The sequence below is a fragment of the Cellvibrio sp. pealriver genome (assembly GCF_001183545.1).
Classification (GTDB): domain Bacteria; phylum Pseudomonadota; class Gammaproteobacteria; order Pseudomonadales; family Cellvibrionaceae; genus Cellvibrio.
In genome coordinates this window covers 2,355,551-2,382,424 of the sequence record NZ_KQ236688.1, presented here as the reverse complement: position 1 = coordinate 2,382,424, position 26,874 = coordinate 2,355,551, and the positions used below count along the sequence as shown (strand labels likewise).

Genomic DNA, 26,874 nt, shown 5'->3' with positions numbered 1-26,874 from the left:
ACCCGTTTTTTTATTAGGTCATAAGAAAAATCCACTTAGGTTTTGGTAGGGGGAAAACCTGCAATCGCGTTTAGCTCTTTCAATTCGCCGTTGCGAATCACTTTGAAGGTGATTTCTGCATTGGGTTGGATATTGCGCAAGGAATTGACAAGTGACGGTGCATCGATCAGAGCGACTCCATCTATATGGGTAATAATGTCGCCTTTTTGGAATCCTGCTTTTTCTGCAGGGCTTTTGCCTTCGATCTCGGTGACAACCAGTCCGTTCAAGCCCATCTCTTTAATTTGTTCATGGGTCAGTGAGTTGACAGCGAGCCCCAGCCAGCCGCGACGAACCTCTCCATACTCGATAATTTGGCGCAAGGAGTTCATCGCTTTTTCCGCAGGAACTGCAAAGCTAATGCCTACGGATGCTCCGGTTTCATCCAGCATGGCGGTATTAATACCTATCAAATTGCCATAAGCATCAATCAATGCTCCGCCGGAGTTGCCAGGGTTAATTGCTGCATCGGTTTGAATGAAATTTTCGGCACTATTGATACCTAAATTCCAACGCCCTGTTGCGCTGACAATACCTTGGCTAACGCTCTGGCCAACACCAAATGGATTGCCAATGGCAAGTACCACATCGCCTACGCGAATATGGTTGGAATTGCCGATAGTAATTGGATTTAAATTATCGGCGTTGATTTTGAGCACCGCCAAATCATTTTCCGGATCAGTGCCAATTAACTCGGCCGATGCGCCGCGCCCATCGTAAAGCAGAACTAAAATCTTATCGGCACCATTCACAACGTGCTTGTTGGTGAGTATGTGGCCTTGCGCATCGACGATAACCCCAGAGCCCAGCGTATTTTGCATCCGCTGCTGCTCAGGAGTATTGGATCTATTATAGAGTTGACGATAAAGCGGATGGTTGTAGAGGTTTTGATAGCGTTGCAATACGCGTTTTTCGGTGTACACATTGACCACCGCGGGTGCTGCGCGGTTAACGGCATCAGCATACGAAACCATACCGTATTGCACGGGTGATGTTTTGGTTACTGGTAGAGTCGCGGGTTGACGCAATTGAGGGAAAAGCAAAAGTGCAAGTAGCGCAATGATAATGCCTGCGGTCACTGGCCAGCCAATAAAGTGCAGCACGCGCTGTAAGAACATGCAAAACGTCTCCGTCGATATTTTCACGTTGGCTTTCACAAGCCAACAAAAACCCCGCGATGCGGGGTTATGCAGTATGGTTCGACGTCCTGTTCGCAACCGTGGCTATCAGTTAGCCCGGAAACTATTTAATAACGATTGGCTTTGCCATCAAAATCATAGTCATCTGCCGATTCGGTTGGCATGTTGACCTTTTCGTGGTGATCGTCACGAAGATCGTAATCGTCACTGAGTGCGCCTTTTGCACCGGGAGCTTTTGGTGCCCAGTCTCTCGGCGGCTCGATACGTTGTTCGTTAATGTAGGCTTTGCTCTCCGAGCCAAGATTATTATTGGCCGAATCCAGAATTTGACGGCTAATAGCAGGTGTAGCCAGTTTCAGTGCACCATTCGCCAAATGTTCATGAACATCGCGATAGGCATTGGTCAGGTTGTTTACTAGCTGTGATGTTTGGGCAAAATGCTCGGCTACATCGCGCTGATAACCTTGCAGTGAGCTTTCTGCTTCATGCAGGCGCTGTTCTATATCGCGCCCAAGTAATTTTGTGCGAAAAACATAAAGCGCGAGAGCGCCGAGCCCCGCACCTATCAACAAACACACTACACCGGTAATAGCGACAGCACTGAATGAATACACGGAAATCTCCTACTGAGCATGGCTGCCTTATGAATCATATGCAGCCGAAGACATTGATATCTCTATTATAAGTCCATTTTCTCATTAAAATGGGCAAAAATTATCGTGCTGTGCGTGTGCGCACTTTATTGCTGGGGCTGTAGATGAATTTTCCATTCGCAAAAGAAGAGCAGGTCTTGATTCCCGGGCCTGCAGGTCAAATAGAATCTAGCGTTCATCAGGGGGATGAAGCCGGTCATTTTGCGGGACAAAACCGGTTGGTAGTGATTTGTCATCCTCATCCTGTTCATGGTGGCACTATGGACAATAAGGTCGTGACCACATTAATGCGGACGTATCGTGATCTTGGTATTCACGTGTTGCGCTTTAATTTTCGTGGTGTAGGCAAAAGCGCAGGCTGTTTTGATAACGCTATTGGCGAATTACAGGATCTGCTTGCTGTGCTCAAATGGGCCAAGCAAGCCATGCCGGGTGTTGGGCTCCTGCTTGCAGGTTTTTCATTTGGTTCCTCTATTGCAGCACAGGCCTGTTATCAGGTTGATGGCGTTCAGCATCTCACCTTGGTTGCACCACCCGTGGAACGCTATCCCTATGATTGCGATGGCCGGTTTCCTTGTGCGCTGACGGTGATTCAAGGGGACAAGGATGAGCGCGTATTTGCAGAAGGGGTTTATGCTTGGATCGATACCTTGGGTAGCCCTGCTGAATTATTGCGCTATCCTGAAGCTGGGCATTTTTTTCATGGCTATTTAGCTCAGCTGAAAGCCGACTTGACGGTGATTTTGTTAAGGCAGCTTTCTGCTCTTTGATCTGCGTTGACGCAACTGAAATAAGATAGCGCTGCTGATAACTTATCGTTACAGTGGTTGCCAGTGTTAATGAACCTGCCCGATATATGACAACCTCTATTTCTTCTTCCCTTATTCTTCTTTCTCCTTTGCAACGCTACGAGCGCGATCTGGCTCGTTCGGATTTTCGTCATGATGCAGCACAAGCCGATGCAGTTGCGCACTTGCAGCGTCTTTATGAGCAATTGGTTGCTGCATGGCGCACAGAGCAGGAATCGTCAGGTTTTGGTGCGCTCATAAAACGATTTATCCAGCCCAGGCAGCGGGAGTTGGTGCGCGGTTTGTATTTTTGGGGTGGGGTAGGTCGTGGCAAAACCTATCTGATGGACAATTTTTTTGAAAGCTTGCCCTTTGAGCAAAAGATGCGCGCACACTTTCATCGGTTCATGCGTCGTGTGCATGCTGAGTTAAAGCAGCTGGATGGCCAGAAAAATCCGTTAAAAAAAGTAGCTGATATCATTGCATCAGAAGCGAGAGTCATTTGCTTTGATGAGTTTTTTGTATCGGACATTACCGATGCCATGATTCTTGGGACATTAATGGAAGAGTTGTTTGCTCGCGGTGTTACTTTAGTGGCTACGTCAAATATCGTTCCGGATGGTTTGTACAAAGACGGATTGCAGCGAGCACGCTTTCTGCCTGCGATCGATTTGCTCAATAAGCACACCCTTGTCGTCAATGTGGATGGTGGAGTTGATTATCGGTTGAGGGCGCTGGAACAAGCTGAGCTCTATCATTCTCCTTTGGATGATGAGGCCGATAAGAGCCTGATGTGCAGTTTTAAGAGTTTGGTGTCTGCCAATAGCGATATTCGTGAGAGCGTTGAGTTGGAAGTTGAAGGCCGTATGATACGTGCACGTTATCTGGCTGAAGGAGTTGCCTGGTTTGATTTTGCTGATCTCTGTGATGGTCCCCGTTCGCAGAATGATTACATTGAACTTGCGCGGGAATACCATTCCGTGATCCTGAGTAATGTACCTGGTTTAGGGCGTGAAAAAGATGATCAGGCGCGGCGTTTTGTTAATTTGGTTGATGAATTCTACGATCGTCAAGTCAAGCTGGTCATATCGGCTGCAAGACCTTTAGTTGGGTTGTACGCAACAGGAAAGTTGGATTTTGAGTTCCAGCGCACCGTTAGTCGCTTGCTTGAGATGCAAAGCCATGAGTACCTCGCTCGCCCTCATCGCCCGGAATAACCATCCATCAGGCTGTAAATAGCGGTTGAAAAGCAAGCACTGGCTGTGTAGTATGCCGCCTCCCTATTTTAGGGGTTGTTTTATTCATTTAGATTAGTTCCACATCCAATTAGGCAGGAATAACATGAAGACCTATATTGCCAAAGCAGAATCTGTCGTTAATGACTGGTTCATCGTGGATGCGGCGGGAAAAACACTCGGCCGTTTATCTGCGGAAATTGCTTCACGCTTGCGTGGCAAGCACAAGCCAGAATTCACCCCACACGTTGATACCGGTGATTACATCGTTGTGATCAATGCTGCTCAAGTGCGCGTGACTGGCCGTAAAGCGACTGACAAGATTTACTACTCTCACACTGGTTTTGTGGGTGGTATTAAATCTATCAGCTTCCAAAAGTTGATTGAAAAAGCGCCAGAGCGCACCATCGAAACTGCTGTTAAAGGCATGTTGCCGAAAGGTCCACTGGGTCGTGCTATGTTCAAAAAACTGAAAGTTTATGCAGGTAATGAGCATCCACATGCTGCTCAGCAACCTAAAGAACTGAACATCTAAGGGGAGCTGACATGTCTGCACAATTTTACGGCACCGGCCGTCGCAAAACCTCTACCGCACGTGTATTCATCACTGCTGGTACTGGTGCAATTATTGTTAATGATCGTCCATTGGATGAGTACTTCGGCCGCCCGGTTGCGCGCATGGTAGTGCGCCAGCCTTTGGAGTTGGTCGGTTTGGTAGAAAAATTTGACGTAAATGTTACTGTCTCTGGTGGCGGTAGCTTTGGTCAGGCGGGCGCTATTCGTCACGGCCTGACTCGTGCTCTGATGGAGTACGATGAGTCTCTGCGTAGCGAATTGCGTAAAGCTGGTTACGTTACTCGCGATTCTCGTGAAGTTGAGCGTAAGAAGGTTGGTCTGCGCAAAGCGCGTAAGAAGCCGCAATTCTCCAAGCGTTAATGATTTTTACCGGTCAGTTATTTGCTGGCTGGTTGATGATCATCAAAAAACGCCCAAGTCTTTACTGGCTTGGGCGTTTTTTTACGTCTAAAATTGCGGGCTTATAACCCACTGTTTGTGTGTGGTTATTCTTGTAAGCAGTGCGTTAATTCATTACCATTGCCCGCCTTTTCTTGAGTCACCCAATATTCCTTATTTCGCCAGTCTTTGAGCTGTATTTGTGATAAGTCGCTGGACGATATATTAGGCAATTTGCTAGCCGTGTTTAGGGGAGAAAATCGTCATGAGTAATGACGCAGTAAATAAAACGCGCCGTCGCGTATTAATCGGAGCCACGTGTGCAGTGGGTGCGGTTGGTGCAGTGGGTGCTGCTATTCCTTTTGTGGGTTCGTGGAACCCGAGTGCCAAGGCAAAAGCTGCTGGTGCGCCAGTAAAGTACAACCTTAGCAAAATCGAGCCAGGTGCCATGGTTACTGTTGAGTGGCGCGGCAAGCCTGTGTTTATTGTTCGCCGTACGCAAGCTGCTCTGGATAGCTTGAAGAAAGTAGAGCAGCAAGGCGTGTTGCTGGATGCTGAATCCAATGAGCCTCAGCAGCCTGAATACGCCAAGAACCCGGAGCGCGCAATCAATAAAGAGTTTGCAATCCTGCTTGGGATTTGTACGCACCTTGGTTGTGCTCCTATGTATCGTCCTGATGTTGGGGCAGCCGATTTGGGTGGCGAAAAATGGCAAGGTGGTTTCTTCTGCCCATGTCATGGTTCCAAATATGATCTGGCTGGCCGCGTATATACCGGCGTACCTGCACCGCTGAACCTGGAAGTTCCTCCTCATAAATATGAGAGCGATGCTGTTGTTGTGATTGGCGAAGACCAGGGGGCTTGATATGAATTGGTTAGTGGGATTGTGGCAGTGGGTTGATAAACGCCTCCCGGTACAACGTGCCTGGGATACCCATATGGGCAAATATTATGCGCCCAAAAATTTCAATTTCTGGTATTTCTTCGGCGTGCTTTCTTTATTGGTGTTGGTCAATCAGCTGGTAACCGGTATTTGGTTAACAATGAGCTACACCCCCTCCGCCGAAGGTGCGTTTGCATCTGTTGAATACATCATGCGTGACGTAGATTACGGCTGGCTTTTGCGTTACATGCACTCTACTGGTGCTTCAGCATTCTTCGTCGTTGTCTATCTGCATATGTTCCGCGGCATGATGTACGGTTCATACAAAGCTCCACGTGAATTAGTGTGGATCTTTGGTATGACTATTTATCTCGTGCTGATGGCCGAAGCCTTCATGGGTTATGTATTACCTTGGGGGCAAATGTCTTATTGGGGCGCACAGGTAATCGTTTCTCTGTTTGGCGCTATTCCGGTTGTAGGCAATGATTTGGTTGAGTGGATTCGCGGTGATTACCTGATTTCTGGCATTACCCTGAACCGCTTCTTTGCCTTGCATGTAGTGGCCTTGCCTATCGTATTGCTGGCGTTGGTTGTTATGCATATTCTGGCCTTGCATGAAGTGGGTTCTAACAACCCCGATGGCGTCGAAATCAAAAAGAACAAAGACGAAAACGGCATTCCGCGTGACGGCGTTCCTTTTCATCCTTTCTACACAGTGCACGATCTGGTTGGCATCACTGTGTTCCTGTTTGCCTTCTGCTTCATCATGTTCTTTATGCCTGAGATGGGCGGCTTCTTCCTTGAGTACGCTAACTTTGAAGAAGCTAATAATCTGAAAACGCCAACCCATATCGCCCCAGTTTGGTACTTCACTCCTTTCTATGCAGTGCTGCGTGCAGTAACCCTGCAAATTGAAGTGGGGCCAATGGTGTTGACTGCGAAATTATTAGGTTTCGTGGCCATGGGTGCAGCTATTGCTATCTTGTTTGTACTGCCATGGTTGGATCGTAGCAAGGTCAAATCCATGCGTTATCGTGGCCATATCCCGCGCATTATGTTAATTGCATTTGCTGCAATGTTCGTAGTGCTGGGCTACTTGGGTGTTAAAGCGCCAACTGAAGGTAGAACCTTGTTATCGCAAATTGCTACCGCTTTCTACTTTGCATACTTCCTGACCATGCCCGTATGGACTACTACCAGCCCAGAAAAAGCCAAGTCAAAAGTCTCTTGGGTTCTGTGTGGTGTGTTTGCCGTGATTTTTGCCTGGATGGGGATTGATTACATCGGTGGCGATGTTCCAGCGTTGCTGTTAGTGCTTTGCTTTGTCTTGGCAGCTATTTTTGCTGTATTACCGTTGTTGGCTGCGCGCGATAAAGATCTGGTAGAGCCTACACGCACTCAAGCCAAGGGTTTGCCTGGGTTATTGGTTGCTGCCGGTTTTGTGCTGTTCTTGATTCTGGCAATTGTGCCAATTAAGGCGGTTGCTGCAGAAGGTGCATTTAAGTGTGGTGCTATTCCTTGTGATGCTATGGAGCCCGACCTAAAGGATAAAGAGTCTCTGCAGCGCGGTGCCAAGTACTTCGTTAACTACTGCATGGGGTGTCACTCTGCTAAATACTCACGTTATGAGCGCGTAGCTGATGATTTGGATATTCCACACAGCTTGATGGAGCAGCATTTGATTTTTGGTAACGAGCGTATTGGTCAGTTGATGGATATTTCTATGAAGCCACAACAATCCAAGGTCTGGTTTGGGGTAGCTCCACCGGATTTGACACTTGTTGCTCGTGCTCGCTCTCCAGAGTGGATCTATACCTATCTGCGTAATTTCTACAAGGATGAAACTCGCCCATGGGGTGTTAATAACCGTGTATTCCCGAATGTGGGCATGCCACATGTTTTGATTGGGCCACAGGGTTTGCTGGAGTGTGGCGCTGGACCAAAACTCAATCATCACGGCGGTGCGTTGCGTAATGATATTGGTCAGGTTGAAATGGACGAACATTGCGGCGCATTGAAGGAAGGAAAAATCAAAGGCACCATGTCCCAGGCTGAATTTGATCAGGCTGTTTACGATCTGGTTAATTTTCTGGAGTATGTTGCCGAGCCTATTGCTGTAAAGCGCCAGTCAATTGGTCTTTACGTGTTGGGCTTCCTGGTTATTCTCTTTATCTTTGTCTACTTCCTGAATCGCGAGTTCTGGAGAGACATTCACTGATAATCGGTGAGCAAACAAAAAGGGCGACTAAGGTCGCCCTTTTTGTTTGAGTCTGTGGATAAATCCCTGTAATTTGTTGGTATTGTTCTATTCCAAGGAAAACTGCTTATGTCCATGTCATCCAGCCGCCCTTATTTTTTGCGAGCCATCTATGAATGGATACTGGATAACAATTGCACCCCCCATATTCTTGTTGATGCTCATGTACAGGGAACCCAAGTACCACAGCAGCATGTAAACAAGGATGGGCAGATCATCCTGAATATTTCGCCCAGTGCTGTGAAAGATTTATTTATGGATAACACTGCAGTTTCTTTTAATGCCCGTTTTAGTGGTGTTGTTAATAATCTTTATGTTCCATGCGGGGCGATTTTAGGGATTTATGCTCGGGAAAATGGTCAGGGGATGATGTTTGAACCAGAAGCCAATCCCCAGCCTCCCGCTCCGCCACCTGTCTCACCCACACCACCGGTCAAGCCTGTTAGTGATGGGGCAAAACGACCAGGATTACGTGTCGTTAAATAACGACCACCTTCTAACAACACCAGCTGCGGCTGGTGTTTTTGTTTTTGGAGCTTATTTGTGACGTTTGTGCGACATATTTGTGACAAAAATATCGCGCGGTCACATTAGTGTCATATTTGGCCGTTAGAGTAGCTTTCAGTGGTGAGGCAAGCCTTGCCACACAACCAATCTACGCAATGACTAACGGAGCGCTCTATGAACGCCAAGAACATTATCAAAGGGCTGGTACTTGCTGGCTCTATGGTTTGCACCGCTGCGCTGCAGGCCGCTGTTGATCCAAAGTTGCCTGAATACAAAGCTGTCACCGGTGTATCAGGAAACGTGAACTCAATAGGCTCAGATACCCTTAACAATCTGATGACGCTGTGGGCAGAAGATTTTAAAAAGTGGTATCCAAACGTAAATATCCAAATTCAAGGCGCTGGCTCTTCAACTGCGCCACCAGCCTTGATTGAAGGCACCGCTAATTTTGGCCCGATGAGCCGTGAGATGAAGTCTGAAGAGATACAGGCATTCGAAGCCAAGCATGGTTACAAGCCAACGGCTGTGCCCGTAGCGATCGACGTTCTTGCGGTATATGTCAACAAAGATAACCCGATAAAAGGTTTGTCTCTGCAACAAGTAGATGCCATTTTCTCTGCTACCCGCAAATGCGGCGAGCCAAAAGATATTACCCGTTGGGGTGAAGTGGGTCTGGAAGGTGCGTGGGCGAATCGCGATTTCACCATCTATAGCCGTAACGCAGTATCAGGTACTTACGGATACTTCAAAGACGAAGCACTTTGTAAAGGTGATTTCAAATCCAGTATCAATGAACAGCCAGGCTCTGCTTCAGTAGTTCAGGGTGTTTCAGAGTCAATCAACGGTATTGGTTACTCAGGTATTGGTTATGTGACCTCTGGTGTTCGTGCGCTGCCATTGTCCAAAAAGGATGGCCAGCCTTTCGTTACGCCAGATGCAGCACACGCATTGGATGGCACCTATCCGTTAGCGCGTGTTCTTTATGTGTATATCAACAAGCACCCGAATCGTAAGCTGGATACCCTGCAACTTGAGTTCTTGAAGCTGATTCTATCCAAGCAGGGCCAAGAAACTGTTGTGCGCGATGGCTATATCCCGCTGCCAGAGACAATGGTTTCCAAAGCACTTGCTGAGCTGCAGAAGTAATTGTCGCCGAATGAAAGCCGCCTTGCCGGGCGGCTTTTTTTTGCCCTGAAAAACTGTGTTACAGAAAAATGACAGCGAAGTCTGGTTTTGTAACAAAAGTGTCATTTTTGGTTGCTAGGATTCCCGAGCCATAAGATTAACAGTGAGCAGATCATGTCCGAACCCGCCCAATTGGTAAAAGAATCTGTCAGCTTGATGCCGACACTCGAACAGCGCACACGTCTGCGCCGTATCCGTCAATTTAAGGATGGCCTTTCACGGTATGGAGTAATGACTGCCGGTATGGCAGTTGTGTTTTCATTAGGGCTGATATTTTTCTATTTGTTCTCTGAAATTGCTCCGCTATTCCGCGGTGCATCGGTTGAGATTGTTAAAACCTATACGCCCGAAGCGTTGCACAACGCACCAGAGGACGAAACTGAATTTCTTACGCTTGAACGCTATGAAGAAATCGGCGGCAACTTCAAGCGCAGCGGTGCAGTCAGTTTTTTTACGGTTGATGATGGAAAAACTTTGTTATCAGCCCAAATGCCAAAAGCGGATGGTGCTAGTTTTTCAGTATTGGCCACCAGTACAGCCGATCACGGACTGGTTGCTTATGGTTACAGCAATGGTCAGGTTGCCGTTGCAAAAACCGAATACGCATTAAGTTATCCAAATGATAAACGTCAAATTACCCCCAGCCTTGAATTTCCATTGGGCGATCAACCTATCCAGCTTGATGCACAGGGTGCAGCATTAAAAGTATTGGCGATTCAGGAGACTTCCAGTGGCACATTGATTGGTGCACTGACGGAAGATAATCGTTTGCTGTTAGGTGTATTCAGTAGCAGCCGCAATTTAATTACCGGTGCAGTGACGCTGGAGCAGGAAATTTTTACCCTGCCTCCGTTGCCTCAAGGTGTTACTGGTACTCATATGCAAATTGATGAGCGCGCACAACATTTAGTGATAGCGACTGATAAATCACAGATGGTGTTATACAAAATTATTAGCCCATCCAATGCAGAGCGCAAAGAAGCCGTCGTAGTGGCGAATGGCAAAATTACTGCGATGCAATTTTTAGTCGGTACCGGATCATTGGTCGTTGGTACCAGTGAAGGGCATGTCAGCCAATGGTTTTTAGTGCGCGATCCCCACAATGAATATCATGTAACGCATGTGCGTGATTTCGATTCACTAGAGGGTTCCGTTACCGGTTTTGCACCCGAGTTTGCTCGTCGTGGTTTTTGGGCGGGCGATGACAAAGGCAATATCGGAATTTACTACGGTACTTCCCATCGCACGTTATTCAATGAATCTATTAGTGATAAAGCAATTAATAAAATTGCGATATCTCCAATCAACAATCGCGCATTAATGATTGATGAAAGCAAAAATCTAGCGCTGCTGGATGTTTGGAATAAACACCCGGAAGTCTCATTTAGTTCGCTGTGGCAAAAGGTGTGGTACGAAGGGCGCGATGAGCCTGATTATATTTGGCAGGCATCATCCGGTAGCGATAACTTTGAAGCAAAAATGAGTTTTGTTCCGTTATCTCTCGGTACCTTGAAAGCGGCGTTTTTTGCGATTTTATTTGCTGTGCCGCTGGGTGTCATGGGCGCGATTTATACCGCCTATTTTATGACGCCTAAATTGCGCGGTATTGTAAAACCTACCATCGAAATTATGGCCGCTTTACCAACGGTAATTCTTGGTTTCCTTGCGGGGTTATGGCTCGCGCCTTTTATCGAAAACCATTTGCCAGCCATTTTCAGTATTTTAATTTTGTTGCCCGTCATTATGTTGGTTACCGGATTTATCTGGAGCAAATTTCCGGAAAGTATCCGCAATCGCATTCCGGAAGGCTGGGAGGCGGTGATTGTTGTGTTGCCGATTGTTGCGACTGTATGGGCTTGTGTTGCAATGAGCCCGTTAACCGAAATCTGGTTTTTTGATGGCAGCATGCGTCAATGGTTTACCGACAATGGCGTTAACTACGATCAACGCAATGCATTGGTTGTTGGCATCATCATGGGCTTTGCGGTAATCCCCAGTATTTTTTCTATCGCAGAAGATGCGGTATTCAGTGTGCCGCGCCATCTCACACAAGGTTCATTAGCCTTGGGCGCAACGCCTTGGCAAACCATGGTGGGTGTAGTACTGCCCACCGCAAGCCCGGGTATTTTCTCGGCCGTCATGATGGGTTTTGGTCGTGCTGTAGGTGAAACCATGATCGTGTTGATGGCGACGGGTAACAGTCCTGTAGTTAATTTCAATATCTTCGAAGGCATGCGTACCTTGTCTGCGAACATCGCAGTGGAGTTGCCGGAAACCGCAGTTGGCAGTACACATTTCCGTGTGTTGTTCCTTGCTGCATTAGTGTTACTTGCACTGACCTTTGTTGTGAACACCTTGGCTGAAGTTATTCGTCAGCGCTTACGTCAACGCTACAGCAATCTGTAATGTTGGATAACTTTTTCGGAAAAATGTGATGAAAAATTTATTGAAACGAAAAACATCCTGGTTCAGCAGCGGTTCGCCCTGGATCTGGTTAAACGGTGGCGCGGTAGCCATTTGTATGTTGATGGTGCTGGGCTTGCTGGGCTTGATTGCCGTGCGTGGTTTTGGTCACTTCTGGCCGGCTGACATTTTGCAAACATCTGTTGTTGATCGCGATGGCAATCGCCAGATCATAATGGGTGAAGTAGTGCGCGATGAAATCATTCCTGCATCGGTAGCACGCGATGGCGGTTACACCGTTGCGCAGGATGTAGAGTTAATCACTCGCTATTTGTTCAAAATGGGTAACCGTGATGTTAATGGCCGCGATTTTTCCTGGTTTCTTGAAACCGGGATGGATGAATGGCAATACCCCGCCGATGCAATCTCAATCGAGCGTCGCGAGTGGGGTAATTTTTACGGCTATCCAGTGTTAATTAAAGAACAGGGAAAAATTGTCAGTGAATTAAAGAGCGCGGATTTTTGGGATCAACTCAACCAACGTTTGGAGCGTGCACTCGATTTACACCACAAAGTCAGCCGTATCGAAAAAGTGGATATTGGTCGCATCAACAACAAAATGGATGAGTTGCGTTTGGAGCGCCGCCGCTTGGAGTTGGGTGGTGCAACCGGTGCAAAAATGGCGAGTGCCGATGCTGAGTTTGCAGAGCGCCGCGCCGCACTGGAAGCAGAATACGATGTGATTAAAAAAGAGCGCGATGAAATTCTGGCGCAAGCAACACGTGATCAATTAGTTGCGCGCACGGCGGATGGAAAAGAAGTGGTCATTGCATTTGATCATATTGTCCGCGTAACTCGTCCGAATGAAATGGGTGTTTTTGCCAAAACTGGTCAGTACGCTGAGCGCTTTTGGGAATTCATGAGCGATGAACCGCGTGAGGCTAATACCGAAGGCGGTATTTTCCCTGCGATCTTCGGCACCCTGACCATGGTTATTGTGATGTCAATTATGGTTACTCCTTTTGGTGTTCTCGCCGCGATTTATTTGCGTGAATATGCCAAGCAGGGAACCTTTTTGAAAATCATCCGTATTTCTGTGTACAACCTTGCCGGTGTGCCCTCTATTGTGTACGGCGTATTTGGTTTGGGCTTTTTTGTATACACACTGGGTGGCAGCCTCGATGAATTGTTTTATGCAGAATCACTGCCGTCACCAACATTCGGTACGCCGGGATTGTTTTGGGCATCACTCACACTGGCGTTATTAACATTGCCAATCGTTATTGTTTCTACTGAGGAAGGATTGTCGCGCATTCCAAGTACGATTCGCCAAGGCAGTCTTGCATTGGGTGCAACCAAAGCAGAAACCCTGTGGAAGGTAGTCGTTCCTTTGGCAACGCCAGCGATGATGACCGGATTAATTTTAGCCATTGCCCGCGCGGCAGGCGAGGTTGCGCCGTTGATGTTGGTTGGTGTGGTGAAGCTGGCACCTGCGCTGCCAATTGATGGAAATTATCCGTACTTGCATCTTGACCAAAAAATTATGCACCTGGGTTTCCATATTTACGATGTGGGTTTCCAAAGCCCTAACGTAGAAGCGGCGCGTCCATTGGTATACGCGACTTCATTGACATTGGTCTTGTTAATCGTTTCGTTGAATATTACTGCAATCAAAATCCGCAATAATTTGCGTGAGAAGTATCGCAGCGCATCGGATTAATCTCCGGGCTTTGTAATAAATTTGTCATCTATTTGAAATATATTGTTAATCAAAATTTAACCGAGTCTTAAACAGGCCCCGATTATGAGCCCAACAGCATTGCCAACTGCATCAGCAGAATCGATCAAGCTTGAAGTTAAAAACCTCGACTTGTTTTACGGCCAAAAGCGTGCGCTAAACGCTGTCAATATGAAAATTCCGGAAAAAAAGGTCACTGCATTTATTGGCCCCTCCGGTTGCGGTAAATCAACGCTGCTGCGTTGTTTCAATCGGATGAATGATTTGGTTGATGCGTGCCGTGTAGAAGGCGAAATTTTGCTGGATGGCAGCAACATTTATGACAAGAGTGTTGACGTTGCCGAACTGCGTCGCCAAGTGGGAATGGTGTTCCAAAAACCCAATCCATTTCCCAAATCTATTTATGAAAATGTTGCTTATGGTCTACGCTTACAAGGTGTGAAATCCAAACGGATTCTCGATGAAGTTGTAGAGAAATCATTGCGCGGTGCAGCGCTCTGGGATGAAGTAAAAGATCGCTTGCACGATAACGCATTTGGATTGTCTGGTGGTCAGCAGCAGCGCTTGGTGATTGCCCGCGCAATTGCGATTGAACCGGAAGTGATTTTGTTGGACGAACCTGCATCGGCTCTTGATCCTATCTCAACATTGAAGATTGAAGAGCTGATCAACGAATTGAAAAATCAGTACACCATTGTGATTGTGACCCACAACATGCAGCAAGCTGCGCGCGTATCGGATTACACCGCATTCATGTACATGGGCGATTTGATTGAGCATGATTTGACTGACACGCTCTTCACCAACCCAAGTAAAAAACAAACTGAAGATTACATCACCGGCCGTTACGGTTAATGCGGAGGCGCATCATGGTTATGGATATTACGAGTCATACTCATCATATATCGCAACAATACAACATCGAGCTCGAAACCATTCGCACGCATTTGTCGGAAATGGGCGGTATGGCTCAGCGTCAGGTAAATGATGCAATCCAGGCGCTGATCGATGCAGATGTTGAACGTGCCGAGCAGGTTGTGCGCGCCGATTTGAAAGTGAATTCAATGGAAATCACGATCGATGAAGAGTGCGTGCGTATTCTTGCGCGCCGCCAACCGGCAGCCAGCGATTTGCGTTTGGTTATTGCGGTTACCAAAGCGATTACCGATTTGGAGCGCATTGGTGATGAGGCGACCAAGATTGCACGTCAGGCAATTGCCATGAATAAAGATGGCCTTGCACCTCGCGGTTACATCGAAGTGCGCCATATCGGTGGCCATGTGTCGCGCATGTTGCAGGATGCACTCGATGCATTTGCGCGTCTGGATATGGATCTGGCTCTCAATGTGGTGCAAACCGACAGACAGGTCGATATGGAATACAGCACTGCTATGCGTGAGCTGGTGACGTTCATGATCGAAGATCCACGGAGCATTACCCGTGTGTTGAATATCATGTGGTCGCTGCGCGCACTGGAGCGGATTGGCGATCACGCGCGCAACCTTGCGCAGTATGTGATCTATCTGGTGAACGGCGAAGATGTCCGTCACTCCAATCTGGAAGAGATTGAAGAAAACATCAACAGTAAGGAATAGCTCATCAGGAATGGCCCGAAGCCACAATACCGGTCAGCAGTAAATATTTTTTGCGTGACTAAAATGGCATCCTCTTGTTAAATAACCCGCGCCTGTGTACAGGTGCGGGTTTTTATTTTTTAGATCCCCGAACGGCGACATCCGGCGCAATCAACGACATAAATTATGTTTTTTCGCCCAAAGGGGGCAGACATAAAAGCACTTGCCGGATATAGTGCAAATATATAATATAAATAGGCTAATTAACTATGCTGGATACAGGGCGCAATCTTACACACCAGTTGACCCATCAACTGGGAGCGGCAATTGTCCAAGGTCAATATGCGATAGATAAGTCATTCCCCACGGAAGCCGAGCTATCGCAGCAATTCAATATCAGCCGCAGCGTGACCCGTGAAGCGGTAAAAATGCTCACAGCCAAAGGGCTGATTGCATCGCGCCCGCGGCAGGGAATCCGGGTGATGCCTTCCAGCCATTGGAATATGTTTGATGCCGATGTGCTGAGCTGGACGTTGAATGCCAGACCATCGCTTGAGCTGCTGCGTGAATTTACCCAGTTGCGTATGGCGATTGAGCCGGAAGCGGCTGTATTGGCTGCCGAAAATAATCAGGATACCGCCGGTATCAAAGCAATTGGCGATGCGTTGGCGCGGATGAAGCGCGCAGATGAGGGGCTCGATGACCCGCTTTCCGCTGATATAGAGTTCCATTGCGCGATCCTGGCTGCCAGTAACAACCGCTTCTTCTTCCAGTTGCGCGAGTTCATTCAGGTCGCCTTGCGCGTCAGTATTGCCAGTACCAACCAGCTCAAAGGCGTATTGACCGCTGACTATGACGATCACAAGCGCATTTATGATGCTATCTGTGCGGGTGATAAAGAGGAGGCGAGCAGGGCAGTAAGAGTGCTGCTGCAAGAGGTGATGCAGTTAATTAATGTCTCTCTGGTAAAACCGAAATAAACTGCAGAGGTCAGAGTTTTCTACCTAAGCTACTATCGGTAAGCGAACCTGTTCAAGCAGAGAGAATTCAACATGCAGAGCTTTTCAAATCACCAAGGATACGCCCGTTACCCCAGTCTGGTTGGGCGCAGTGTCTTTATTACCGGTGGTTCTACCGGGATAGGTGCGGCCTTGGTGGAAGCATTTGTGGCCCAGGGGGCAAAAGTCGCTTTCATTGATATCGATGAAGCGGGTGCCTTGGCATTGTGTGACGAGCTGGAACAAAAAGGTTTTGCTCGTCCCTGGTTTGAGTTGTGCGATGTCAGCGATATAGCCGCACTCAAACAGAGTGTGCTCAACGCGCAAAAAATGGTGGGTGATATCAGTGTGTTGGTGAACAACGCTGCCAATGACCAGCGCTACGACACCCGTACGATGACGGCGGATAATTGGTATCGCGGTCTGGCGATTAATTTGCATCCCGCCTTTTTTGCGGCACAAACCGTACACCCTATGATGGTTGCGTTGGGTGGTGGATCGATCATCAATATCAGTTCGATCAACGTACAATTTGGCCCGCCTAATCTGGCCAGTTATATCACTGCCAAGGCGGGAATTCTGGGAATTTCCAAAGCGCTGGCAACGGATTACGGTGTGGATAATATCCGGGTGAACTCCATTTTGCCGGGTTGGGTGGCAACGCCAAAACAATTGGAAAAATGGCTTACCCCGGAAGAAGAAGCGGAATTGATGAAGCGTGTATGCCTGAAAAAACGTTTGGGCGCACACGATGTTGCCAATCTCGCGTTGTTCCTCGCGGCGGATGATTCTGCCATGATCACATCGCAAGAATTTATTGTCGATGGCGGGAGAATTTAACGCGCAGTTTCATCGATGCTGGCGTTATTGGCGTGTATTACAAGAAGCATTCATCAGCAAACTGATGAATGCTTCTTGCTATTAGAGAGAGCTATTTCTACAAAAGCGATTGGATAAACACAACCACACGAACGTCTCCCATAAAAAATCGCAGACCTGATAAAAACAAAATTTTTTAATAACACGTGCTTTACCAAAGCACTGCTACATAGAGGTTAATCATGATTCTTAACGGCTTGGATATTGGCGTATTGGTCGTCTACACACTGGTGTTATTGGGTGTTGCCTGGTGGGTTTCCCGCGATGAAAAAGGCCACGAAAAAAATGCCAATGACTATTTTCTGGCAAGCAAATCCTTACCTTGGTGGGCGATTGGTGCATCGTTAATTGCAGCAAATATCTCGGCCGAACAAATTATCGGTATGTCTGGTTCCGGTTATGTGATCGGCATGGGGATCGCCGCTTACGAACTTATGGCGGCCATTACCTTGATCATTATCGCCAAGTATTTTTTGCCCATTTTTCTCGCCAAAGGCATTTATACCATGCCGCAATTTTTGGAAAATCGTTACGACGGACGTGTACGTACCGTAATGGCGATTTTCTGGCTCGCGCTTTACACCTTCGTGAATTTAACCTCGGTGTTATATCTGGGGTCACTCGCTATTTCGCAATTCCTCGGTGTAGATATGCTCTATGGCATGATCTTTCTTGCGCTGTTCTCCATGACCTATTCGATTTATGGCGGGCTCAAAGCAGTTGCGATGACCGATATTATTCAGGTTGTGCTGTTGGTGCTTGGGGGATTATTTGTCAGCTATCTCGCGCTCAATCAAATATCCGGTGGTGCTGGTGTGGTTTCCGGTTTCTCTACGTTGCTGGAAAAAGCACCGGAAAAATTCGACATGATTTTATCGCCAGAAAACCCGAGCTACGCAAACCTGCCGGGTATTTCGGTCTTGATTGGCGGCTTGTGGATTATGAATATCAGCTACTGGGGTTTTAACCAATACATTATCCAGCGCGCCTTGGCTGCAAAAAGTATTCAGGAAGCACAAAAAGGTATGGCTTTTGCGGCTTACGTAAAATTATTTGTGCCCATTATTGTTGTGTTGCCAGGTATTTGCGCAGTTGTTCTTGCGCCGGATTTAAGCAAGCCCGACCAAGCCTATCCTGAAATGATGAAGTTATTGCCGCACGGTTTGCTGGGCGTTGCATTTGCTGCATTGGTTGCTGCTATTGCATCGTCACTCAGCTCCATGAGCAACAGCGTGTCCACTATTTTCACAATGGATATTTATAAAAAATCATTTAATCCTGAAGCCTCGGAGCACAAGCTGGTATTTGTGGGCCGTTTGACCGCAACAATTGCGATGATAGTTGCCGTATTACTGGCCAAACCTTTGGTTGGTAAATCTGAACAGGCATTCCAATTCATTCAGGAATTTACCGGCTTCTTTACACCGGGCATTGTGGTTATTTTCCTGTTTGGATTCTTCTGGAAGAAAGCGACAGCGGCGTCTGCACTGACTGCGGCAATTGCGTCGGTGACTTTCTCCTGGTTGTTTAAGCTTTACATTCCTGAAGTACCTTTTATGGATCGTGTTGGTTTGGTCTTTATTTTGTGTTGTGTATTGGCTGCTGCAGTAACTTATTTGGGTGGAGCAAAAGATCAGCCAAATGCAGTCGATTTGAACGGAGTCAGTTTCTCTACAACATCGGGTTTTAATACTGCTTCCTTAGGCGTGGTGTTGGTGTTGATTGTGATCTACGCTACCTGGTGGTAAACAGGATTTTCTCTGTTTGGAAAATGCCCCTGTTCAGGGGCATTTTTTTATCTGCTTTTTTACTTTAACGAATGTGTTTCTTATGGTTGCGTTTACGCTAGTTGATATTGTCCCTTGCGCGAATACCTTGGGTGAAGGTGTGCAGTGGAATCAGCAGGACGGTTGTTTCTGGTGGACCGACATCCACGCACAAAAACTTTATCGCTATCAATTGGATGATAAAACCTTATCGCACTGGGATATGCCCGAAAAGTTGGGGTGCTTTGCGTTTGCAAAACATGATTCACGTTTGCTCGCCGCATTTGCATCCGGGTTTGCCTGGTTTACGCCAGACACGGGCGAGGTGGAATGGATCGCAAAACCGGAAGCGCATTTAATTGGCAACCGCTCCAATGACGGGCGTTGTGATCGCCAGGGGCGTTTCTGGATGGGGAGTATTCGCGAACAGCAAAAAACGCCGTGGGAATATGCATCGCTTTATTCGTTAAGTGTTGATGGAAATGTGCAGCAACATCTCACCGGGTTACATATTTCCAACGCACTGTGTTGGAGCCCGGATTCGCGCCAGATGTATCACGCCGACTCGCCCAGTCACACCATCAATGTCTATGATTTTGATGCAGTGAGCGGCAAGCTTTCCAATAAACACGTGTTTGCGCAAACGGACGCAGGTATAGAGCCGGACGGCGCTTGTGTTGATGCGCAAGGTTTTGTTTGGAATGCGCAATGGGGTGGGAGCCGGGTAGTGCGGTATTCACCTGTGGGTGAAATCGATTTTATTTTACCCATGCCGGTAACCCAGCCAACCTGTGTTGCGTTTGGTGGGGCGCAATTAAATCTACTTGCAGTCACCAGCGCGTGCGTTGGGTTAAGCGATGCCGCTTTACAGCAGCAGCCGCAAGCAGGCCATTTATTTATTTTTCAAACTGACATCACCGGTTTATTGGAAGAGCGTTTCGGATGATGTTGGTTTTGAAGTGACTGTTGGTTTTGAGGTGATTGTTGGTTTTGAGGAAGCTGTGGTTTTTAGGTGATTACTGTTGAATAGATAATAAAAAGCCCGGCGAACCGGGCTGTTTGAAAACGCGTTAATCATTAATCCGGCACAACAAACGGGAAATAATTTTTCGCGTTGTTGAAGCTAATGTCCTGGATCATTTTGCCTACCATTTTGGTGTCGTCAGGCACTAACCCTTTGGCCATATCGCGCCCCAAAATTCCACACAAAATGCGGCGGAAATATTCGTGGCGTGAATAACTCAAAAAGCTGCGGCTATCGGTCAGCATACCCACAAAGCGGCTCAGCAGGCCAAGCTGGCTAAGCGCTTCAATCTGACGAGTCATGCCATCCATTTGGTCGAGGAACCACCAGCCGCTGCCAAACTGGATTTTGCCAGCCGATGAGCCGTCCTGGAAGTTGCCAATCATAGTGCCGATCACTTCATTATCGCGCGGGTTCAGGTTGTAAATAATGGTTTTGGCGAGTTTGTTTTGATCGTCCAGTCTGCCCAAAAACTTGGCCAGCGGTTTGGCGTAGTTGTGGTCGCCAATAGAATCAAATCCGGTATCGGCACCCAGTGTACGGAACAGCCGCGGGTTGTTATTGCGGATCGCACCAATGTGGAATTGCTGCACCCAACCTTTAGCGTGATCTTGCAGTGCAAATTCGACCATCATCGCTGATTGGAATTTTTCAATTTCAATCGCATCCAGATCTTTATGGTTGCGGATTTTCAGGAAAATTGCGTTGATTTCTTCTTGCGTGTAATCGGCTGCATAGACAGTTTCCAAACCGTGATCCGATAAACGGCAACCATTTGCGTGGAAATAATCGTGGCGTATGTCCAGTGCTTTTATCAAATCAGCAAATGTATTGATGTTCACATCGGCCGCAATGGCAAGGCGGTCAAGGTACTTGTTATAGGCCTCGGTATTGTCCACCATCATCGCGCGATCAGGGCGCCAGGTGGGCAGCATGGCGGATTTGAACGAGGTGTCCGCAGCAACGGTTTTGTGATGCGCAAGATCGTGAATCGGGTCGTCAGTGGTACACACCATTTTCACATTCGCCTGGGTCATCAGACCGCGTGCACTGAACTCCGGTGTGGCAAGCAGTTCATTGCATTCATCCCAGGTGCGCTTGGCGTTGCTGCTATCCAACAGGCGGTCAGTAATGCCGAAGGGTTTGCGCAGCTCCAGATGCGTCCAGTGGTAAAGCGGATTGCGCAGGGTGTAAGGCACTGTCTCACACCATTTTTCAAATTTTTCCCAGTCGCTGGCATCGCCAGTACAGTAACGCTCATCCACACCGTTTGAGCGCATAGCGCGCCATTTGTAGTGATCACCTGCCAGCCACACTTCGTAGAGGTTTTTGAATTGTTTATTTTGACCTACTTGTTCCGGGGGGAGGTGACAGTGGTAATCAATGATGGGCATTTGTTTGGCGTATTCATGAAACAGAATTTTCGCCTGCTCGGTATCGAGCAAAAAGTCGTCGTGGATAAAGCTCATTCTCACAATTCCTCAATAATGCCGAAGCCACAGCAGATCCGCATGAGGCTGTGCGATGGCAAGAAAAAAATTAACGCTCAACGCATGTCAACAGCTTGGCTCATTATTGGAGCCGCTGAACCTTGTGAAAAGGAGACTGGTTGATGACTGTTATCTCATCAGATGCTAGACCTGTTGAAATAAGTTTGACCGAGGATTGCCTGCCCAAAGGCTAGATTGATAAACAACAATGACCTTCAACATTGGGCGCGTTGCTATTTTGCAACTTGTCAGTAAGTGTAACGCTTGCCAGATAAAATACCAACAGCCCTCCAGGTGCATTTAACAGAAGAATTACACTTCTTAAACACGGATGTAACCGTTTACAGTATAATCCTGCCGGTGGTGGAATCGGTTAAGCAAATCTTTATCAATGGGCTATAGTCAAAGCAAGTGTTGATCTTTCAAGTGTTTGCAAAAATGGAGCCTGCTATGACCAAGCCAATCATCCACAACAACCCTTATTACGGACTGCTGCGAGCAGAGCGCGTGGCTGAGTTCAACCAGCGCAAAGCGCGTGGAGAAGTAAAAGAGGGCATGTTACGCGGGGGCGATTTCCGTGGTTTGGATTTGCGTGAATTGGATGCAAGCGGATTGGATTTACGCGATGCCTATTTTCGCGGAGCAGACTTGCGCGGCATTGACTTCCGTACCACCCAATTAGAGGGAGCCAGTTTTTGCCAGGCACATATTTCCGGCTGCTTTTTCCCGCGTGAACTGACCGCAGATGAATTGCGTTTGTCATTTGATTTGGGAATCCGGGTGCGCTACCAATCTACATAACGGAACGCATATTTTTTGCTTCTGGCGATTTACAAATCCCTCTCTTCTGGCAACCGGCACCCGACTTTCGGCGCGCCGGTTGTACGCGTTTAAAACACAGCAGCATTATTTTTATAAAAAAGACCACTGCCTTTTCGTTAGCGGCGAATACCGGATAACGAAGGTTAAAAATCCAGACTCCAGAGAGGAAAACAATGAAGCATTCATTAACGCGTTCGCTATTGGCTGCGATGCTATTGGCTATTGCAGGTTGTAATCAGTCATCTGACCCTTCATCAAATTCTGCACCGGCTTCTTCATCGGGTTCTGCCGAAGCCAGTGTAGTAAGCCAGGTTATGAAAGAACAAAAAAATGCCGTAATTGAGGTTACGCTGGTTGATAAAAAAGCCACCATCGAGACACGTTCACTGTTTGCATTTATGCAACAACAGCGCAAAGAGTCGATTATGTTTGGTCACCAGCATGAAACCACACAAGGCTTAACTATCACCGCTACCGATGGAACCCAATCCGATACATTTAATACGGTGGGCGATTTTGCGGCAGTATATGGTTGGGATACGCTCTCTATCGTTGCACCAAAATTAGAAGGCGATGTGGTTGAGCAAATTAAAAAAGCCTATGCGCGCGGTGGCATAATTACTGTGAGCTCGCATTTTGATAATCCTTTAACCTCTAAACAAATTGGCGACAAACAAGCAGGCGAATGGCCAGCAGGTACCTCCTGGGATAAAACACCGGCGGTTGTTGCGGCGTTACCCGGTGGAGAAGCCAATGCCGTGTATAACGGTTATCTTGATCAGCTTGCCGATTGGGCTAACAATTTGAAGGATGATAATGGCAAATTAATTCCCGTGATTTTCCGCATACTGCATGAAAATACCGGTAGCTGGTTTTGGTGGGGTAATGAGCAATCAACACCCGAACAATACAAACAACTTTATCAATACACTGTGGAATATTTGCGCGATACCAAAGGCGTACACAATTTTTTGTACGCGTATTCACCCAATAATTTCTGGGAGGTAACGGAAGAAAATTATTTAGAACGTTACCCCGGCGATGCTTATGTTGATGTGCTGGGGTTCGATACTTACGGTGAAGCTGAAAATAACGAAAACTGGTTTAAAAACGTGGTTGCCAATGCCGCATTGGTTGCGCGTATGGCTGATGAGCGCGAAAAAATCCCGGTGATTTCCGAAATTGGCATTCGCGCACCGGATATTGAAGCAGGTAAGTTTGATAATCAGTGGTACCGTAAACTGATTGCTGCATTAAAAGCGGATGTCGATGGGCGCAATATTTCGTTCTTACTCACCTGGCGCAATGCGCCCGAAGGCGTTCCCGGGCCAGATGGAAAAAATGTCCCTCATTATTGGGTGCCTGCTAACCGCGATGAAAATATCAATAACGGCACCTTGGATGATTTCCGTGAGTTCTATAAAGACGAGTTCACCGCATTTAACCGCGATATTTCCGGGGTTTATACCATTGAAACCCGAGTGAAATAAAAGTGTGTAACGTGTGATGAAAACGGCCCTCATTGAGGGCCGTTTTTATGTTTACTGTGCTGATAACAATAACGGCATTTCTGCTGCGGAATCGTATTTTGAAACAGGAACGGGAATTGTGTGTTGCTTATAGTGCGCATGAAATTCTGGGTTAAATAACTCCAGCTGCAAAAAATGATTATTCTCCCGCAAATCAATAAATCGTACTCCCACCCCAAGCAAACGCACCGGCATTGCTTTGCGTTCATAAGCATCTGCACACAAGCTTTGCAATTCTGCGAGCGATACCGAGCTGGCACTGCGCTCAATAGTAGTGATGCTGAAATCGGAAAATTTTATTTTTACAAACAGTTTTACCACTTTGTAATCTTCATCGACTCGCCGTAAGCGAATTGCCAGTTGTTGGCTGAGCGAGGGGATTTCATTCAGGCATTGGGTTATGCCGGGCAAATCCTGCGCAAAGGTATTTTCGACGCTTAACGATTTGCGGCGGCGGTCAACGGTTACGGGGCGCTCATCAATGCCGCGGCTCAAGTGATACAAACGCGCGCCCATTTGCCCAAAGCGCTGCGTTAATTCAAATACTGAAAATTTATGCAAATCGCTGCAGGTAAAAATAGCCAGTTCAGCTAATTTACTCGCCATAGCTTTGCCTACACCATAAATTTTATTAACCGGTAATTGCGCCACAAAATCAGGTACTTTCGCTGGCGTAATAACAAATTGTCCATTGGGTTTATTCCAGTCGCTGGCGATTTTGGCGAGAAATTTATTCGGTGCGATACCCGCGGAAACAGTAATCCCGATTTCTTTATGAATGCGCGCGCGAATTTCCTGCGCGATCAAGGTGGCGCTGCCGTGATGAAATTCTGACTCGCTGACATCCAGAAAAGCTTCATCCAACGACAAGGGTTCAACCAATTCGGTGTATTCGTAAAAAATACTGCGCATCTGCAGCGAGGCTTCGCGGTACGCGTCCATACGGTGGGGTAATAAAATTAAATCCGGGCAGAGGCGCTTGGCGTGGCTGCTTGGCATGGCGGAGCGTACACCGAACTTTCGCGCTTCGTAATTGCAGGTAGAAATAACCCCGCGGCTTTCGCTGCGGCCGCCCACGGCAATCGGGCGATTGAGCAGCGAAGGGTCATCGCGCATTTCAATCGCTGCAAAAAAACAGTCGGCATCCAGATGGATAATTTTACGCATGGGGCAGGTCAATATTGAATCGATACTGTATTTAAACACAGTGCTTGCAAAATGACAGCTAGGGTTGGACTCAGGAAGATGAAAATCCTGACAGATGCTGGCAGCAATTCGATGAGTGGGTAAAATTAGGTTAACTTGTATGACAATATGATGATGTCATGATTATCCTTTATCGCCTGAAGTTAACGATAAATACAAACAATGGAGAACCTTCTATGCGTTTCATCAAGCCGCTTGCCGCCGCTATAGGCCTGTGTGCCTCGTCGCTGGTGTTTGCCAATACCCAAGTGAGTGTAGACACCACCAAGCCCGGTCCTGTCATTAATAAAAATATCTATGGCCAATTTGCTGAGCACCTTGGGCGCGGTATATACGAAGGCATTTGGGTCGGCCCCAAATCCAAAATCCCCAATACCAAAGGCTGGCGTAATGATGTTGTGGGTGCGCTGAAAGAATTGCAGGTGCCGCTAGTGCGTTGGCCTGGCGGTTGTTTCGCCGATGAATATCACTGGCGCGAAGGCATTGGCCCGCGCGATAAGCGCCCGGCACGTGTGAATACCAACTGGGGTGGCGTGATAGAAGATAACGCTGTAGGTACGCATGAGTTCTTTGACCTGGTTGAAATGCTGGGTGCAGAAGCCTATGTGAACGGCAATTTGGGCACCGGTACTCCGCAAGAGATGGCAGAGTGGCTGGAGTATATGACGTCAGACAGTAAATCCACGCTGGCCGAGCTGCGCCGCAAAAACGGCCGCGATAAACCCTTCCGCGTACACTATTTTGCGATTGGTAACGAAGCCTGGGGTTGTGGCGGCAACATGACGCCCGAGTTCTACACGCATCTGTACAAGCAGTACGCCAGCTTCCTCAAAACACCAAAAGACAACACGCCTATTTTAATTGCGAGCGGTGGTCACACCGAGGACACCAGCTGGGCAGATCACCTCACTGCCAACGTAAAACCGAATTGGGCATTGCGTATGGATGCGGTGAGCTTCCACTACTACACCTTGCCAACCGGCGATTGGACAGTAAAAGGCGCAGCCACCGGCTTCCCGGAAAAAGAGTGGATGTCCACCATGGTTAACACGTTGAAAATGGATCAGTTCATTGTCAACAACAAAAAAGTGATGGATAAAAATGATCCCGAGAAAAAAGTTGGTTTTTATGTGGATGAATGGGGTACATGGTACGACGTAACCGGTGATGACGATCCTGGTTTCCTTTACCAACAAAACACCATGCGCGATGCAATCGTAGCGGCGCTCAACTTCAATATTTTCCACAAACACGCCGACCGTGTGCACATGAGTATCATTGCGCAAATGGTTAACGTATTGCAGGCGATGATTTTGACCGATAAGGAAAAAATGATCCTGACTCCGACCTATCACGTGTTCAAAATGTACAAGCCCTTCCAGGATGCAACCAGCTTGCCTCTGGAATTAAAAGATGTACCCAAATACACCTTGGGTGATGCATCTATTCCTGCGGTGAGTGCAACAGCTGCGCGCGCTAAAGATGGCAAAATTTATATCGCGCTGGTTAACGCCAATCCGAACAAAGCGGAAACCGTGAATGTAAGCCTTGCGGGCGTAAACATGAAAAGTGTTAACGGAGAAATACTGACCGCCGCAGCGATGGATACACACAATACATTTGCAAAACCAGATGCGATTAAACCTGCCGCTTATTCTGCAAAAGCAGAAAATGGCAAGCTCGCATTATCACTGCCTGCTAAATCGGTTGTGGTGGTTGCGGTAGAGTAATGCAGAGTAAATAGTGCTTTAAATAAAAACTGGTAGAAACAAAAAGGGCGCAAGTAATTGCGCCCTTTTTGTTTT

23 protein-coding genes are annotated in these 26,874 nt (G+C 47.4%); 19 read left to right on the top strand and 4 right to left on the bottom strand.

What is annotated here, in order from left to right; translation table 11 throughout:
• Positions 1 to 35: 35 nt before the first annotated feature.
• Complete coding sequence (locus tag VC28_RS10355) at positions 36 to 1,157, bottom strand: S1C family serine protease (RefSeq protein WP_049630565.1); 1,122 nt, start codon at positions 1,155 to 1,157, stop codon at positions 36 to 38.
• 128 nt (positions 1,158 to 1,285) lie between these two features.
• Positions 1,286 to 1,792 carry a Z-ring associated ZapG family protein gene (locus VC28_RS10350; RefSeq protein ID WP_049630564.1) on the bottom strand — a complete coding sequence of 169 codons (507 nt, stop codon included), beginning with the start codon at positions 1,790 to 1,792 and terminating at the stop codon, positions 1,286 to 1,288.
• A 143-nt stretch (positions 1,793 to 1,935) separates the two neighbouring features.
• Here VC28_RS10350 and VC28_RS10345 point away from each other — a divergent pair, with 143 nt between their 5' ends.
• The 16 genes from VC28_RS10345 (at position 1,936) to VC28_RS10270 (ending at position 19,944) form a co-directional block, all read left to right on the top strand.
• Positions 1,936 to 2,601: an alpha/beta hydrolase gene (locus VC28_RS10345; protein ID WP_053094187.1), complete on the top strand. Its 666-nt coding sequence runs from the start codon at positions 1,936 to 1,938 to the stop codon at positions 2,599 to 2,601.
• Positions 2,602 to 2,687: 86 nt separating this feature from the next.
• Positions 2,688 to 3,836 carry a cell division protein ZapE gene (zapE, locus tag VC28_RS10340; protein ID WP_049630563.1) on the top strand — a complete coding sequence of 383 codons (1,149 nt, stop codon included), beginning with the start codon at positions 2,688 to 2,690 and terminating at the stop codon, positions 3,834 to 3,836.
• Positions 3,837 to 3,960: 124 nt separating this feature from the next.
• Positions 3,961 to 4,389, top strand: coding sequence for a 50S ribosomal protein L13 (gene rplM, locus VC28_RS10335; protein WP_049630562.1), 429 nt, complete (start codon positions 3,961 to 3,963; stop codon positions 4,387 to 4,389).
• An 11-nt stretch (positions 4,390 to 4,400) separates the two neighbouring features.
• Positions 4,401 to 4,790, top strand: a complete 390-nt coding sequence (rpsI, locus tag VC28_RS10330; protein ID WP_049630561.1) for a 30S ribosomal protein S9 — start codon at positions 4,401 to 4,403, stop codon at positions 4,788 to 4,790.
• 283 nt (positions 4,791 to 5,073) lie between these two features.
• Positions 5,074 to 5,673 carry a ubiquinol-cytochrome c reductase iron-sulfur subunit gene (petA, locus tag VC28_RS10325; RefSeq protein WP_049630560.1) on the top strand — a complete coding sequence of 200 codons (600 nt, stop codon included), beginning with the start codon at positions 5,074 to 5,076 and terminating at the stop codon, positions 5,671 to 5,673.
• A 1-nt stretch (position 5,674) separates the two neighbouring features.
• The gene (locus VC28_RS10320) at positions 5,675 to 7,909 is read left to right on the top strand and encodes a ubiquinol-cytochrome c reductase (RefSeq protein WP_049630559.1); all 2,235 of its coding nucleotides are present in this window, start codon (positions 5,675 to 5,677) and stop codon (positions 7,907 to 7,909) included.
• Positions 7,910 to 8,017: 108 nt separating this feature from the next.
• Positions 8,018 to 8,434 carry a ClpXP protease specificity-enhancing factor gene (locus VC28_RS10315; protein ID WP_049630558.1) on the top strand — a complete coding sequence of 139 codons (417 nt, stop codon included), beginning with the start codon at positions 8,018 to 8,020 and terminating at the stop codon, positions 8,432 to 8,434.
• Between the two features lie 195 nt (positions 8,435 to 8,629).
• Positions 8,630 to 9,601 carry a PstS family phosphate ABC transporter substrate-binding protein gene (locus VC28_RS10310; protein WP_049630557.1) on the top strand — a complete coding sequence of 324 codons (972 nt, stop codon included), beginning with the start codon at positions 8,630 to 8,632 and terminating at the stop codon, positions 9,599 to 9,601.
• Positions 9,602 to 9,754: 153 nt separating this feature from the next.
• On the top strand, positions 9,755 to 12,046 hold the full coding sequence (locus VC28_RS10305) for an ABC transporter permease subunit (RefSeq protein ID WP_049630556.1): 2,292 nt from the start codon (positions 9,755 to 9,757) through the stop codon (positions 12,044 to 12,046).
• Positions 12,047 to 12,074: 28 nt separating this feature from the next.
• Positions 12,075 to 13,763, top strand: a complete 1,689-nt coding sequence (pstA, locus tag VC28_RS10300) for a phosphate ABC transporter permease PstA (protein ID WP_049630555.1) — start codon at positions 12,075 to 12,077, stop codon at positions 13,761 to 13,763.
• An 84-nt stretch (positions 13,764 to 13,847) separates the two neighbouring features.
• Positions 13,848 to 14,636 (top strand): phosphate ABC transporter ATP-binding protein PstB, encoded by a 789-nt coding sequence (gene pstB / locus VC28_RS10295; protein ID WP_049630554.1) that lies wholly within the window; start codon positions 13,848 to 13,850, stop codon positions 14,634 to 14,636.
• Positions 14,637 to 14,656: 20 nt separating this feature from the next.
• The gene (gene phoU / locus VC28_RS10290) at positions 14,657 to 15,376 is read left to right on the top strand and encodes a phosphate signaling complex protein PhoU (RefSeq protein ID WP_082191694.1); all 720 of its coding nucleotides are present in this window, start codon (positions 14,657 to 14,659) and stop codon (positions 15,374 to 15,376) included.
• Between the two features lie 248 nt (positions 15,377 to 15,624).
• Entirely contained in the window at positions 15,625 to 16,335 is a 711-nt protein-coding gene (locus VC28_RS10285) for a FadR/GntR family transcriptional regulator (protein ID WP_049630552.1), read from the top strand.
• Between the two features lie 72 nt (positions 16,336 to 16,407).
• Positions 16,408 to 17,193, top strand: a complete 786-nt coding sequence (locus VC28_RS10280; RefSeq protein ID WP_049630551.1) for an SDR family NAD(P)-dependent oxidoreductase — start codon at positions 16,408 to 16,410, stop codon at positions 17,191 to 17,193.
• 221 nt (positions 17,194 to 17,414) lie between these two features.
• The gene (locus VC28_RS10275) at positions 17,415 to 18,980 is read left to right on the top strand and encodes a sodium/sugar symporter (RefSeq protein WP_049630550.1); all 1,566 of its coding nucleotides are present in this window, start codon (positions 17,415 to 17,417) and stop codon (positions 18,978 to 18,980) included.
• An 82-nt stretch (positions 18,981 to 19,062) separates the two neighbouring features.
• The gene (locus tag VC28_RS10270) at positions 19,063 to 19,944 is read left to right on the top strand and encodes an SMP-30/gluconolactonase/LRE family protein (RefSeq protein ID WP_049632331.1); all 882 of its coding nucleotides are present in this window, start codon (positions 19,063 to 19,065) and stop codon (positions 19,942 to 19,944) included.
• Between the two features lie 131 nt (positions 19,945 to 20,075).
• Here the strand turns inward: VC28_RS10270 and uxaC are convergent, their stop codons facing one another.
• Positions 20,076 to 21,491 carry a glucuronate isomerase gene (gene uxaC, locus VC28_RS10265; protein WP_049630549.1) on the bottom strand — a complete coding sequence of 472 codons (1,416 nt, stop codon included), beginning with the start codon at positions 21,489 to 21,491 and terminating at the stop codon, positions 20,076 to 20,078.
• 471 nt (positions 21,492 to 21,962) lie between these two features.
• On the opposite strand from uxaC, the gene VC28_RS10260 reads away from it, so the two are divergent.
• A complete protein-coding gene (locus tag VC28_RS10260; protein WP_049630548.1) occupies positions 21,963 to 22,313 on the top strand; it encodes a pentapeptide repeat-containing protein in 351 nt (116 codons plus the stop codon).
• Positions 22,314 to 22,507: 194 nt separating this feature from the next.
• Positions 22,508 to 23,824, top strand: coding sequence for a glycosyl hydrolase (locus tag VC28_RS10255; RefSeq protein ID WP_049630547.1), 1,317 nt, complete (start codon positions 22,508 to 22,510; stop codon positions 23,822 to 23,824).
• 51 nt (positions 23,825 to 23,875) lie between these two features.
• Here the strand turns inward: VC28_RS10255 and dinB are convergent, their stop codons facing one another.
• On the bottom strand, positions 23,876 to 25,030 hold the full coding sequence (dinB, locus tag VC28_RS10250) for a DNA polymerase IV (RefSeq protein WP_082191492.1): 1,155 nt from the start codon (positions 25,028 to 25,030) through the stop codon (positions 23,876 to 23,878).
• Positions 25,031 to 25,245: 215 nt separating this feature from the next.
• Here dinB and VC28_RS10245 point away from each other — a divergent pair, with 215 nt between their 5' ends.
• Positions 25,246 to 26,799, top strand: a complete 1,554-nt coding sequence (locus tag VC28_RS10245; RefSeq protein WP_049630546.1) for an alpha-N-arabinofuranosidase — start codon at positions 25,246 to 25,248, stop codon at positions 26,797 to 26,799.
• Positions 26,800 to 26,874 lie beyond the last annotated feature (75 nt).